Consider the following 13,559-nt stretch of genomic DNA (forward strand, 5'->3'; position numbering starts at 1 on the left):
TCGCCTTTTTGCATTTTTAGATTCTCAAAAATGCTTCTTTTACGTATCACTACCGGTTAAATGGTTATTGCGATTTAATTTTTTGCCCAAAAACGGTTACAATATCGGCTTAATAAAAATAACGTTGGATAGGTTTACAATGAAGTTTAGCGCGGTAATTCTCGCGGCGGGCAAAGGCACTCGCATGTATTCAAACACACCAAAGGTTCTGCACACACTTGCGGGTAAGCCAATGGTGAAACATGTTATCGATATATGTAATGGTCTAGGCGCTCAAAACATCAACCTGGTTTACGGCCACGGTGGTGATCAGATGAAGGCCACCTTAGCTGAAGAATCTGTAAACTGGGCACTGCAAGCTGAACAGCTCGGCACAGGTCACGCTGTGGATCAAGCATCTGCACATTTCGCTGATGATGAAAAAGTATTGGTGCTCTACGGTGATGTTCCACTAATCTCACCTGAAACCATTGAAAACCTATTAGACGCTCAACCAAACGGTGGCATCGCGCTACTTACTGTCGTGTTAGACAACCCGATGGGCTACGGACGTATTATTCGTCGTAATGGCCCTGTTGTGGCTATCGTTGAACAGAAAGATGCAACGGATGAGCAGAAGCTTATCAAAGAGATCAATACCGGCGTTATGGTGGCGACTGGTGGCGATCTGAAGCGCTGGTTGTCAGGTCTAAGCAACGACAACGCACAGGGTGAATATTACCTGACTGACGTTATCGCTGCGGCTCACGACGAAGGTCGTGCAGTTGAAGCGGTACACCCAGTAAGCCCAATTGAAGTGGAAGGCGTTAACGATCGTTCGCAACTGGCTCGCCTAGAGCGCGCTTACCAAGCTACGCAAGCCGATAAGCTATTGAAGCAAGGCGTGATGCTACGCGACCCAAGCCGCTTTGATCTGCGTGGTGAACTGCAGTGCGGTATGGACGTTGAGATTGATACTAACGTTATCATCGAAGGCAGCGTAAGCATTGGCGATAACGTGGTTATCGGCACTGGCTGCGTGCTGAAAGACTGTGAGATCGATGACAACACAGTTATTCGTCCATACAGCGTAATCGAAGGAGCGACTGTTGGTGAAGACTGTACGGTTGGTCCATTTACTCGCCTACGCCCTGGTGCAGACATGCGTAACGATTCGCACGTCGGTAACTTTGTTGAAGTGAAGAACACTCGCCTTGGCGAAGGCTCTAAAGCCAACCACCTGACTTATCTTGGGGATGCTGAAATTGGTCAGCGTGTAAACGTAGGGGCGGGTGCAATTACTTGTAATTATGATGGTGCGAATAAGTTTAAGACCATCATTGGCGACGACGTATTCGTTGGTTCAGACAGCCAATTAATCGCGCCTGTTACGATTGGTAATGGTGCTACCGTTGGAGCTGGCTCTACCGTAACACGCGATGTTTCTGAAAATGAGCTGGTTATCAGCCGTGCGAAAGAGCGTAAGATTGCTGATTGGAAACGTCCAACTAAGAAATAATCTCTAACGTTCAAAAGATATTCTTACGAAAGCCAGTAGCATCGCTACTGGCTTTTTTGTATCGGTCACTCACTGCTAACAAAATAATCAATTTGGCAATTGTATTTTTTTAATAGATTGTTAATATTCGGGCAGTAGTTCGGTATAAATGGGTTGATGTACGGTGATATTGGTTGAAAAGAAATGGCAAACATTGCCGATCATTATTTTGTCTTTTTCAATGTTAATAGGTCTCTATGGCTTTTATGTAACGTTGGAAAAGCTGGTTGTTGAGAATGAGCGTGATCACCTTGTCTCTTTGATGTCAGATGTTATCTATGAAATTCGTGAAGATAGTCAGTTATTAACAGCTGATATGGATGTCGATGATTACATCGGAGACTTAACGCAAGCCAACACTCGACTTCGAATCCAAGTGATCAGTCCTGATGGTGTCGTGATTGGTGATACGGATCTTTCAGACCATGCACTAGCTAGAGTCGAAAATCACGGTAACCGCCCTGAATTCAAGCAAGCCCTTCAACAAGGTACTGGCAGTGATGTCCGTTTTAGTACTGTTACCTCTATCGACCGAATCTATTATTCAATGAAAGAGAGCGTTAACGGACAAGACTTCGTTATCGTGATCTCTTCGCCAATGCATCAACTGAAACAGATGAATTTCCAATTGATGGGGATTCTGGTTGGGATGGTGTTGCTGAGTTTGAGTTTCTTGATTGGCACCTCTTACGTGAGCAATCGCCAAATTGTTCATCGAGTGGAGGAAGAACAGAAGAAGCAAGATGAGCGCATTCGCCAAAGAACCCATGAAATTGAGCTGATGCATCGCCTTGCGACTATGCTGGCCGCGTGCAGCAACATGGTTGAGGCGCAGCAGATCGTTTCAGATATCTTGCCGCGTATTCTTGGTCAGGTGAATGGCAGTGTTTCTTTGATGCGTGCATCTCGTAACCAGTTGATCACTCAGCTTGATTGGGGAGAAACATGGCCAGGCAGTGTCAGCTTTGCTCCGGAAGAGTGCTGGTCGCTGCGCAAAGGGCGTGCTCATCTATCGAATAACGATTTTCATTCTCTTACTTGTGGTCACATGCATGAAATGGACAACAATCAAACCTTGTGTATTCCGCTGACGGCGCACGGCAATACCATTGGCATTATGCACCTCTATTTTGGTCAAGGTGATATCAAGATTGATCCGATTATCGAACAGTTGGCTTTTAGTGTTTCTGAACACTTGGGGCTCGCTTTAGCCAACCTCAGCTTGCAAGAGAAACTGCGTTCTCAAGCATTGAGCGATCCGCTGACTGGCTTATTCAACCGTCGTTTCTTCGAACAAAAACTGGAAGAGCACTCAATGAATTCGCCCACCAGCGAGCAGCCATTATCGCTATTGATGCTCGATTTGGATCACTTCAAACGCTTCAATGACAACTTTGGTCATGATGCAGGTGACTTCGTATTGAAAGAGATCAGCGCACTGCTCAAACAGAGTGTTAGCGAAGACGAGATTGCTTGCCGACTCGGTGGTGAGGAGTTAGCGGTACTGCTTCCACATTATTCAATGCAAGAAGCGACGGAGTTTGGTCAAACCTTATGTGATACGGTGCGTTCAATGCACCTTGAGCATAAAGGTCTGTCATTAGGTCAGTTGGGTGTTTCGATAGGTGTCGCCACTTATCCTAAGCCAGCGTCTGATACCGAGTCTCTGGTTAAGATGGCCGATAATGCTTTGTACATGGCGAAAGATATGGGCCGCAGCCGAGTGGTTAACTATGATGAATATAGCCGCCATAAAGCGCCAGCGTTAGAAGTAGTCGATGGTGAAGTTGCTGCAAAATAAGTAGAAGTAAAATTTAGATATAAAAAAAGAGCGAGTAATCTCGCTCTTTTTTGTTTTCGTTAATCCAGAAATTAGTCTTGTTTCTCGTCAGCGACCACTCGAGAGTTGTCAGGTGTCGCGAAGTGTTCAGAAAGCTCTTTGTTCGAAACAATATAGCCAACCCACAACGCACCCAAACAGATCACAACGGCAATACCCGTCGCGCTTAGTGCTTGGCTAGCCATTGCCGCGACCAATGCACTTGATAGGCCACTGATACTGATTTGCAGGCTGTTTTGTAGACCAGCAGCTGTTGCTGGGCTTTGTTTAGCGCTTGATAGAGCACGGTTTACTACGATTGGGTAAAGTGCGCCGTTTGCGACAGCAATCAAACAGAAAGGCGCAAGTAGAGGCCAGATTGACGTCAGTTCCCACTGTGATGCGATAAAGATAAGCATCGCCGCTACACTGAACAAACCGATAAGGTTTCTTAGTACAACGCCATCGCCATATTTCTTCACTGCTTGCTTACCGAAGTAACCACCCGCCATGAACGCGATTGTTTGTGGGATAAAGCTCAAACCGATGTCTTTTGCTTCATAACCTAGTTGAGCCATGATCTCTGGCATACCCGTTAGGTAAGCGAAGAACGCTGCAGATGCTGAAGCAAACATTAAGACATTACCCATGTAAGGCTTTGATTTAAGCAACATCTTGATGTCTGTCTTAATCGATGTCTGTTTTACTTCAGGCGCTTCTTTTGGTTGAGCCATTGTTGTCGCCACTAGCAGTGCACCCATCAAGGTTAATGTGATGAAGATGCTGTGCCAGCCAAAGCTATCCGCCAGTAACACACCTAGCTGAGGTGCTAATGCAGGAGATAGCGCAACCAAAGGCATGATGGTTGCAAAAATTTGTTGGCTACTGCTTTGTGAGTAACGCTTGATAACCATTGCTTGCCAGATTACCGCAGGAGCACATACGCCGATCGCTTGAATGAAGCGCAGTGTCAGTAGATGCCATACCTCGGTGCTGAATGCTAAGCCGAATGAAGCTGCAGTAAAGATAACAAGACCAACCGCCAGCGTATTACGGTGACCATACTTGTCACTCGCCAGACCCCAAAGAAGCTGACCCATTGCCATACCGCCAAGGAATACCGTTAAAGACAGGGCAATCTGCTCTGGGCCGGTTGCGAAATCAACTTCCATTGCCTTAAATGCAGGAAGGTACATATCGGTCGCAATAAAGCCAAGCATTGAAAGAACTGCAAGGTAGACCAATTGAAATTTAGAAATATTCATAAGATGCCATTAAGCTAAAGGTAATGATGTTTTTATCATCAAAAAAATTGTTTGATATACAGAAGTGAAGGCCCCTGTTTATTTATGCTGACATTCTATTTTTCAGACCTGATAAAATAAAACGCTAAAATATGTGGTTATCAATCAAAAAATTTGAAGGCTTATGTTCTCTAAATCCTCTTTAGAAATGCTCGATACGGTAGCGCGCTTGGGCAGTTTTACCGCGGCGGCTGAGCAGTTGCACAAAGTGCCCTCGGCGATCAGTTATGGTGTCAGACAGGTCGAACAAGAACTGGATGTGCTGCTTTTCAGGCGTTTACCGAGAAAGGTTGAGCTCACTCCGGCAGGTGAACTGTTCATTGAAGAGGCGCGTGCACTACTGAGGCAAATGGAAGAGGTCAGTGCCCAGACTCGTCGAGCAGCTCGAGGTTGGAAGAAAACCTTGCGTCTGACGCTCGATAATGTGGTGAAGCTCGACAAGATGAAGCCGATGATTGAAGAGTTCTATCAAACCTTTGAGTTTGCCGAACTTCAGATCAACATGGAGGTATTCAACGGCTCATGGGAAGCGATTGCACAGGGCAGAGCGGATATTGTGATTGGCGCAACCTCAGCGATACCGGTCGGTGGCGACTTTGAGGTTAAAGATATGGGACGCCTAGATTGGGCGTTTGTAATGTCGCCAAGTCACCCGTGTGTGCGAGAGCAAAACCTCAACGAAGAATTTGTTAGCCAGTATCCCGCGATATGTTTGGACGATACCTCTAGTGTGCTCCCCAAGCGACACACAGGTCACTACTCAAGTCAAAGACGCCTGTTGTTACCCAACTGGTATAGCGCCATAGAGTGTCTTAAAAATGGAGTAGGAGTGGGTTATATGCCAAGGCACATTGCCGCGCCAATTATCGAACAAGGCCTGCTGGTGGAGAAAATACTGCCTGAACCGAGTCCGCAGAGTCATTGTTGTTTGGTATGGCGAAAAGACGATAACCATAAACTGATCGAATGGATGGTGAAGTACCTAGGATCGAGTGAGCAACTTCACCAAGATTGGTTGGATCATCGCAAGGCGATCTAATGATCTGTTTACAAGAAGATCCTTTTCAAGCTTGAGCTGAATCAGCACCAATAAAAAGAGCGAGTAAATACTCGCTCTTTTTGGATTCGGTCGTTAACTCTTATGACAAGAAGAACTTGTAGGAAGGGTTATCGGTTTCATCTTTACACTGATAGCCAAGCTCTCGTAGATGTGTTGAGAACTGAGCCAAATCATCGTCATCAAGTTCAAAGCCACACAATACACGGCCGTAGTCGGCACCGTGGTTACGGTAATTGAATAGGCTGATATTCCAGTGTGTCCCTAAGGTATCAAGGAATTTAATCAATGCACCTGGGTACTCTGGGAACTCAAAGCTGTATAGGCGTTCTTTCAGTGGCTTCGATGGTTTACCGCCAATCATGTAGCGAATGTGCAGTTTTGCCATCTCATCATCAGAGAGATCGACAACCGGGTAGCCGCCCTCACGTAAGTCATTGATGATGTGTTCGAGTTCTTCTTGACCACCTTGTAGGCGTACACCAACGAAGATATTCGCTAGGCTTTCGTCGTTGTGGCGGTAGTTAAACTCAGTTACCGCTCGACCACCAATAATATTACAGAACTCTAGGAATGCTCCTTGTCGCTCTGGAATCGTAACCGCAAGTAGACCTTCTCGCTTCTCACCTAGTTCACAACGTTCAGAGACATAACGCAGACCGTGGAAGTTGGTGTTAGCACCAGACAATACCGTTGCTAATTGCTTGTCTTGCAGTTGGTTCTGTTCAGCAAACTTTTTCAAACCAGCCAGAGCAAGCGCTCCTGAAGGTTCAGCAATCGCACGAGTGTCTTCAAAGATGTCTTTCACCGCAGAGCATATCTCATCGCTAGAGACTGCAATGTGACCGTCAATGTACTGTTGGCAAAGACGGAATGTCTCTTCACCAATGCGTTTAACCGCAACACCATCAGCAAACATACTGACCTGATCCAGTACCACAGGTTCACCGGCATCGAGGGCCGCTTTTAAGCAAGACGAATCTTCTGGTTCTACTGCAATGACTTTAATCTCTGGCATCAGCTGTTTTACTAATACAGCAACACCCGCAGCTAAGCCACCACCACCAACCGGCACAAAGATGTAATCCATATGACCATTCTGCTGCAGCATCTCCATACCCATCGTGCCCTGTCCGGCAATCACCAGTGGGTGATCGAAAGGCGGTACAAAGGTAAAGCCATGTTCAGCAGAAAGACGTTCTGCTTCAGCTTTAGCTTCATCAAAGTTGCTGCCGTGTAGAACTACGTTACCGCCAAAGCCACGTACCGCATCAACCTTGATGTCTGGTGTGGTTTTTGGCATCACAATCGTGGTTTGAATACCAAGCTTAGAACCGGACAGCGCCATACCTTGAGCATGGTTACCTGCCGATGCTGCAATCACACCTGCGGCTTTCTGTTGCTCTGAAAGGCTTGATACCATGTTGTAGGCACCACGTAGCTTGAACGAGTGGACCGGCTGACGGTCTTCACGCTTTAGCTGAACCTGATTACCAATGCGAGCACTTAAGCGAGGCATCTCTTGCAGAGGTGTCACGATTGCGGCTTCGTAAACTGGCGCTCTCAGGATCTGACGCAGATAATCTGCGCCAGTTTGTTTTTGGGGACTGACCGTGTCATCACTCATAGACTAGCCCTCTAGCTTAGACTTATCACGCACGGCGCCTTTGTCGGCACTGGTTGCCATGCTTGCGTAAGCTTTCAGTGCGAATGAAACTTCACGCTGACGGTTTTCTGGTTTCCAGCCTAGTGCGTCTTGCTTAACACGACGCGCTTCTAGCTCGGCTTCAGGCACATCAAGTGTGATTGAACGGCTAGGGATGTCGATAGTGATGATATCGCCAGTGTTTACTAGACCAATCACACCGCCACTTGCTGCTTCTGGAGAAGCGTGACCGATAGACAAACCGGATGTACCGCCAGAGAAACGTCCGTCAGTTAGAAGAGCACAAGACTTACCTAGACCCATAGATTTTAGGTAGGTAGTTGGGTAGAGCATTTCTTGCATGCCCGGACCACCTTTAGGACCTTCGTAACGGATAACAACCACTTCGCCTGCTTTTACTTTACCCGCTAAGATGCCGTCTACGGCTGTGTCTTGGCTTTCAAATACGATAGCAGGACCTTGGAATTTCAGGTTCTCTTCATCAACACCTGCTGTCTTAACGATACAACCGTCAACGGCGATGTTGCCTGAAAGTACGGCTAGGCCACCTTCTTGGCTGAATGCATTCTCTTTAGTACGGATACAACCTTCTTTACGGTCGTCATCAAGACGATCCCAACGGCAATCTTGTGAGAAGGCTTTGGTGGTACGAATACCTGCTGGGCCCGCGCGGAAGAACTTAAGTACCGCTTCGTCTTCTGTCTGCATGATGTCGTATTGAGCTAGCTGCTCTTGCATGCTTAGGCCAAGTACAGTGCGAGTTTGGTTGTTCAGTAGGCCTGCGCGGTCTAGTTCACCTAGGATAGCCATAACACCACCAGCGCGGTGAACGTCTTCCATGTGGTATTTAGGTGTTGAAGGCGCAACCTTACATAGGTGTGGAACGCGGCGAGACATCTCGTCGATATCACCCATATCAAAGTCGACTTCACCTTCTTGAGCTGCTGCCAATAGGTGAAGAACGGTGTTACTAGAACCGCCCATTGCGATATCCAGTGCCATCGCGTTTTCAAATGCTGCGCGGTTTGCGATGTTACGAGGCAGTGCTGATTCGTCATCTTGCTCGTAGTAACGCTTGGTTAGGTCAACGATGCGCTTACCAGCATTGATGAATAGCTCTTCACGGTCTGCGTGGGTTGCTAGCATAGAACCGTTACCTGGCTGAGATAGACCAAGCGCTTCTGTTAGACAGTTCATTGAGTTCGCTGTGAACATACCTGAACATGAACCACATGTCGGACACGCAGAACGCTCTACTTGCTCACTTTGCTCATCAGAAATGGTTGGATCGGCACCTTGGATCATTGCGTCAACAAGGTCTAGCTTGATGATTTGATCTGAAAGCTTAGTTTTACCCGCTTCCATTGGGCCGCCTGATACAAAGATCACTGGGATGTTAAGGCGCATTGCTGCCATCATCATTCCCGGAGTGATTTTGTCACAGTTAGAGATACACACCATCGCATCCGCACAGTGTGCATTGACCATGTATTCTACTGAATCCGCGATAAGCTCACGTGATGGCAGTGAGTACAGCATGCCGCCGTGGCCCATTGCGATACCATCATCGACTGCGATGGTGTTGAATTCTTTAGCGATACCGCCCGCTTTCTCGATTTCACCCGCAACCAGTTGACCCATATCTTTAAGGTGAACGTGGCCTGGTACGAATTGAGTGAACGAGTTTACAACTGCGATGATTGGCTTACCGAAGTCATCATCTTTAACGCCAGTTGCACGCCATAAAGCGCGCGCACCAGCCATGTTGCGTCCGTGGGTAGTCGTTGCTGAACGATAGATTGGCATTGCTTAAATCCTTATAAAATATTTGGCTGTTGCTTACTTAGTTGTTTGCGTTTGGTTTTCTGAAGTTTGGCCTGCTGGATAAACGTAGTCTAACCAGCCCCACTTATCTTCAGTGGTGCCATTGAATAGACCAAAGTAAGCCGCTTGAACTTTTTCAGTGATAGGACCGCGTTTGCCTTCACCTACTGTAATTTTGTCTACGCTACGAACCGGAACGATTTCCGCCGCTGTGCCTGTCATGAATACTTCATCAGCAAGGTATAGCGCTTCACGAGCAATGTTCTCTTCACGGATCTCATAACCCATGTCTTTTGCTAGTGTCATGATCGAATCACGCGTGATACCCGGCAGAATCGCACTGGTCGCTGGTGGTGTGGATAGCACGCCGTTACGTACCACAAAGATGTTCTCACCAGCCCCTTCAGAAAGGTAACCATCAACACTCAGTGCGATGCCTTCATCGTAACCATGACGGCGAGCTTCGCCACCAACTAATAGTGAAGATAGGTAGTTACCACCGGCTTTTGCTGCGGTTGGGATCGTGTTTGGAGCGGCACGGTTCCAGCTAGAAATCATTGCATCAACGCCGTTTTCTAGTGCTTCTTCGCCTAGGTAAGACCCCCAAGGGAAAGCAGCGATGATCAGTTCCATCTCAGTATTTTCTGGCGGGCAGACACCCAAACCAACGTTACCTACGAAACCTAGAGGGCGGATGTACGCTGACTCTAGCTTATTTTGGCGTAGCGTTTCGCGAGTCGCTTCCATAATTTCTTCCTCAGTGTAAGGAATAGGGAAGCGATAGATTTTTGCTGAGTCTTTTAGGCGCTTAGCATGTTCAGGGTGACGGAAGATAACCGGCCCTTTTGGTGTGTTGTAACAACGAACACCTTCAAACACAGAAGTACCGTAGTGCATTGCGTGAGTCAGGACGTGAACGTTCGCCTCTGCCCAAGGAACCATCTCACCGTTAAACCAAATATAGTCTGCTGTTTTAGCTGTCATGTTTGCGGTTCCTTATGCGTTTATCTTTTGTTGTAAGTTGTTGTTTGGCAGTTCATTACGGCTGATCGAGATAACGTCAACGGTACGTACATCCCACAGCTTTTCGATTTGGTTTACCAAGAACGAGATCGGACGGTCACTGTCTACGATGATCTCAACACTCGCCACTTTGCTTTCGTGGTTTTGAGTGCCCGCAACTTGCTTAACAATGAAGCCACGGTGGCGGATAACACGAAGAACACGCTCTAGTAGTACAGGCTTATCATCGGCTTTGATGTCTAATAGGTATCTTTTCATGTTATGTGTTCTCCAACATCTCACTGTTTGAAGCACCTGGCGGTACTAGTGGCCATACGTTTTCTTCTTCATCGATAAGAACATGAAGTAGGTAAGCGGTTTTGCTCTCTAGCATCTCTTTCAATGCTGGTTCTACTTCTTCTTTACGAGTGATGGTTTTGCCCGGGATATCGAACGCTTTCGCTAGCATCACGAAATCAGGGTTGTCATCTAAGATAGTTTCACTGTGGCGGCCATCAAAGAACAGCGATTGCCATTGGCGAACCATGCCCAAACGAGAGTTATTAAGCAGTACCATCTTCACTGGGATCTGACGACGCTTCAATGTGCCAAGCTCTTGAATGTTCATCATGAACGAGCCGTCACCAGAGATAAGTATAGATTGGTCGTCAGGACGCCCAACCGATGCACCCATTGCAGCTGGCAAGCCAAAGCCCATGGTGCCTAAACCGGCAGAGGTAATGAAGTTCTGTGGATCGCGAGGCTGAATGTGCTGAGCTGCCCACATTTGGTGTTGGCCCACATCAGTCGATACGATAGAGCTTGCTGGCATCATGTCTGACAGTTGCTTCAACAGCAGTGGAGCAAAAATCAGATCACCAGGGTGGTCGTAACGCCATTTGAATGAGCTACGAAGACCTTCAGAGTGATGAACCCAAGAGGAGATGTCTTGGCTTAGCTCTAGTTGAGGCATGATCTTGTTGATGTCACCGCGAATTGGCGCATTGGCAAGACGCAGTTTGCTGAACTCAGCGGCATCGATATCGATATGGATAACCTTAGCATGCGGCGCAAAGGTATCGAGTTTGCCAGTTACTCGGTCATCAAAACGAGCACCGACAACAATCAACAGGTCACTCTCTTGAACCACAAGGTTAGCGGCTTTAGTGCCGTGCATACCCAGCATGCCAAGGTAGTGTGGGTCGTCACGTTCGATAGTGCCCAAGCCTTTCAGTGTGCTTACTGCTGGCATTGGGTTTAGGCGTAAAAACTCACGAACCGCATCGGTTGCTTTAGCAAGTTGAACACCACCACCTACGTATAAAACAGGACGGGTCGCTTGAGACAAAAAGTACTGTGCCTGTTCAATGGCATCAGTTGTCGCAACAGGAATTGCGGGTGGAGTAAATTCAGGAAGAGCGTTAACAGGTGCTTCTGCTAGTTGAACGTCTTTAGCGATATCGACGATAACCGGGCCAGGGCGGCCAGACTTTGCTACCACAAACGCTTCAGCGAGGGTTGGAGCTAGCTCTTCAATATCAGTTACTAGGTAGCTGTGTTTAGTACATGACAGAGACATACCAATCACATCCATTTCTTGGAATGCATCGGTACCAATGTGGGAACTTGCAACCTGACCTGTGATAGCAACCAATGGGATTGAATCCATAAAGGCATCAGCAAGGCCAGTGACTAGGTTGGTTGCACCTGGTCCCGAGGTTGCCATACAAACAGCGACATCTTGTGTTGCTCTAGCCATGCCGATCGCGGCCATAGCGGCGCCTTGCTCATGGCGACATAGGATATGTTCAACCCCGCCGTCATAGAGTGCATCGTAGATTGGCATGATGGCACCACCGGGGTAACCAAATACGGTCTCAATTCCTTGTTGCTTGAGTGCGGATACGACTAGTTCTGCGCCTTTCATCGGAATTCTCCCGTATTACCTTTATTTTGGTAACTGTTTCCTTTGTCTCTGCACATCTTGTGCTCCCATTCTTCCTGTAAATCGGCAAAGCCGAAAATGCTCAAAAATATAAAAATCGAATGTTTAAATTAGAAAAAACCCCCGGACTTGTCAGTGCGGGGGTTTTTTCTAATTCGTGGTTACTTTCTTCCCACTCGCCCCCGCGCAGTCTTAATAATGACTACGATAATCAGGTTAATCAGTGCGTAAATGCGAGCGTTAAAAATCATAATATTCGAGTTTTCTCGTTTATTGTCTTCAGTAAATGTCTACATCTCTAGTGTTATCACACAAATCTGCCGCATGACAAGGGAAATGTCATTCTTTTTTCACATTAAAATACCATTCCACCAAGCTATATAACAACCTTATCGCTTTGGTGAGCAACGAATATCCAGAGCGAATACTTTTAAATCAAAGACAAAGGAAAGTTATGGGACTCGCGATAATTCATAGCCGAGCTAGTGTGGGTGTAGAGGCGCCAGAAGTGACCGTTGAGGTGCATATAAGCAACGGAATGCCTGGCTTCACGCTGGTGGGTCTACCTGAAACAACGGTCAAGGAATCTAAAGACCGAGTGAGAAGCGCGATCATCAATTCTCGCTTTGAGTTTCCATCGAAAAGAATCACGGTCAATCTCGCCCCAGCCGATTTGCCCAAAGAAGGTGGCCGTTTTGACCTGCCCATCGCGCTTGGGATTTTGGTGGCGTCAGATCAGCTTCCGACATCAAAAATAGCTCAACATGAATTTATCGGTGAGTTGGCATTGTCAGGAGAACTTCGCTCGGTAAAGGGCGTTTTGCCTGCGACGTTAGCCGCCGACAGTGTAGAGCGATGCTTAGTTGTCCCACATCATAACGGTGATCAGGCTGCGCTGGTGGGCAAGGGAGCGCATAAATCTGCACAAACCTTGTTGGAGGTTTGTGCTGACATGTGTGGACAGGCTCAGCTTGGGCTATATAGAACGGAACATCATCAGGCTGATGTTTCAGTGCTTCGCGACCTACAAGATATTATCGGCCAACAACAAGGAAAGCGAGCTCTAGAGATAGCCGCTGCTGGGAATCATAACTTATTGTTTCTTGGCCCACCCGGAACCGGAAAAACTATGCTCGCTTCTCGACTGCGTGACCTATTACCTGAAATGAGTGATGACGAAGCGATGGAAACCGCGTCGGTGGCCTCGTTAACGCAACAAGAAATCAATCAATACAACTGGAAGCAACGACCTTTTCGCTCTCCTCACCATTCCAGTTCAATGGCGGCATTAGTGGGTGGTGGTTCGGTGCCTCGCCCCGGAGAGATCTCTTTAGCGCATAACGGCTTATTGTTCTTAGATGAGATTCCTGTAAACCCAATAATCATAAGTTATCAAAATAGCTAT

The 13,559-nt window shown here is 47.2% G+C and carries 9 protein-coding genes and 1 pseudogene; 4 read left to right on the plus strand and 6 right to left on the minus strand.

Annotated features, from left to right (window positions below; translation table 11 throughout):
• Positions 1 to 139 precede the first annotated feature (139 nt).
• Together glmU and AB4623_RS08570 are read left to right on the plus strand one after the other, a co-directional pair.
• A complete protein-coding gene (gene glmU, locus AB4623_RS08565; RefSeq protein WP_372146164.1) occupies positions 140 to 1,498 on the plus strand; it encodes a bifunctional UDP-N-acetylglucosamine diphosphorylase/glucosamine-1-phosphate N-acetyltransferase GlmU in 1,359 nt (452 codons plus the stop codon).
• A gap of 220 nt (positions 1,499 to 1,718) precedes the next feature.
• The gene (locus AB4623_RS08570; protein WP_372146181.1) at positions 1,719 to 3,338 is read left to right on the plus strand and encodes a diguanylate cyclase; all 1,620 of its coding nucleotides are present in this window, start codon (positions 1,719 to 1,721) and stop codon (positions 3,336 to 3,338) included.
• A 71-nt stretch (positions 3,339 to 3,409) separates the two neighbouring features.
• Here AB4623_RS08570 and punC read toward each other — a convergent pair whose 3' ends face one another.
• The gene (punC, locus tag AB4623_RS08575; RefSeq protein WP_017063021.1) at positions 3,410 to 4,621 is read right to left on the minus strand and encodes a purine nucleoside transporter PunC; all 1,212 of its coding nucleotides are present in this window, start codon (positions 4,619 to 4,621) and stop codon (positions 3,410 to 3,412) included.
• A 163-nt stretch (positions 4,622 to 4,784) separates the two neighbouring features.
• Between punC and punR the strand changes: the two genes are divergently transcribed.
• On the plus strand, positions 4,785 to 5,699 hold the full coding sequence (gene punR / locus AB4623_RS08580; protein WP_017067697.1) for a DNA-binding transcriptional activator PunR: 915 nt from the start codon (positions 4,785 to 4,787) through the stop codon (positions 5,697 to 5,699).
• A 100-nt stretch (positions 5,700 to 5,799) separates the two neighbouring features.
• On the opposite strand, the gene ilvA is transcribed toward punR, so the two are convergent.
• The 5 genes from ilvA to ilvG are packed head-to-tail and all read right to left on the minus strand — an operon-like array spanning position 5,800 to position 12,136.
• Positions 5,800 to 7,344 (minus strand): threonine ammonia-lyase, biosynthetic, encoded by a 1,545-nt coding sequence (ilvA, locus tag AB4623_RS08585; RefSeq protein WP_372146165.1) that lies wholly within the window; start codon positions 7,342 to 7,344, stop codon positions 5,800 to 5,802.
• A 3-nt stretch (positions 7,345 to 7,347) separates the two neighbouring features.
• On the minus strand, positions 7,348 to 9,189 hold the full coding sequence (gene ilvD, locus AB4623_RS08590; RefSeq protein WP_017058786.1) for a dihydroxy-acid dehydratase: 1,842 nt from the start codon (positions 9,187 to 9,189) through the stop codon (positions 7,348 to 7,350).
• Positions 9,190 to 9,222: 33 nt separating this feature from the next.
• A complete protein-coding gene (locus AB4623_RS08595; RefSeq protein ID WP_065584154.1) occupies positions 9,223 to 10,191 on the minus strand; it encodes a branched-chain amino acid transaminase in 969 nt (322 codons plus the stop codon).
• Positions 10,192 to 10,203: 12 nt separating this feature from the next.
• Entirely contained in the window at positions 10,204 to 10,488 is a 285-nt protein-coding gene (ilvM, locus tag AB4623_RS08600) for an acetolactate synthase 2 small subunit (RefSeq protein WP_017055442.1), read from the minus strand.
• Position 10,489: 1 nt separating this feature from the next.
• Entirely contained in the window at positions 10,490 to 12,136 is a 1,647-nt protein-coding gene (ilvG, locus tag AB4623_RS08605) for an acetolactate synthase 2 catalytic subunit (RefSeq protein ID WP_102321080.1), read from the minus strand.
• A 472-nt stretch (positions 12,137 to 12,608) separates the two neighbouring features.
• On the opposite strand from ilvG, the pseudogene AB4623_RS08610 reads away from it, so the two are divergent.
• Positions 12,609 to 13,523, plus strand: a pseudogene (locus tag AB4623_RS08610) (YifB family Mg chelatase-like AAA ATPase); the annotation flags it as partial.
• Positions 13,524 to 13,559: the final 36 nt, after the last annotated feature.

It is taken from the genome of Vibrio sp. 10N.222.52.C12 (assembly GCF_041474215.1).
GTDB classification, from domain to species: domain Bacteria; phylum Pseudomonadota; class Gammaproteobacteria; order Enterobacterales; family Vibrionaceae; genus Vibrio; species Vibrio crassostreae_C.

Excerpts from the sequence above, each read along its gene's own strand:
- punC (WP_017063021.1), bottom strand. The coding sequence starts at position 4,621 with ATGAATATTTCTAAATTTCAATTGGTCTACCTTGCAGTTCTTTCAATG.
- AB4623_RS08595 (WP_065584154.1), bottom strand. The coding sequence starts at position 10,191 with ATGACAGCTAAAACAGCAGACTATATTTGGTTTAACGGTGAGATGGTT.
- ilvA (WP_372146165.1), bottom strand. The coding sequence starts at position 7,344 with ATGAGTGATGACACGGTCAGTCCCCAAAAACAAACTGGCGCAGATTAT.
- ilvG (WP_102321080.1), bottom strand. The coding sequence starts at position 12,136 with ATGAAAGGCGCAGAACTAGTCGTATCCGCACTCAAGCAACAAGGAATT.
- punR (WP_017067697.1), top strand. The coding sequence starts at position 4,785 with ATGTTCTCTAAATCCTCTTTAGAAATGCTCGATACGGTAGCGCGCTTG.
- glmU (WP_372146164.1), top strand. The coding sequence starts at position 140 with ATGAAGTTTAGCGCGGTAATTCTCGCGGCGGGCAAAGGCACTCGCATG.
- ilvM (WP_017055442.1), bottom strand. The coding sequence starts at position 10,488 with ATGAAAAGATACCTATTAGACATCAAAGCCGATGATAAGCCTGTACTA.
- AB4623_RS08570 (WP_372146181.1), top strand. The coding sequence starts at position 1,719 with ATGTTAATAGGTCTCTATGGCTTTTATGTAACGTTGGAAAAGCTGGTT.
- ilvD (WP_017058786.1), bottom strand. The coding sequence starts at position 9,189 with ATGCCAATCTATCGTTCAGCAACGACTACCCACGGACGCAACATGGCT.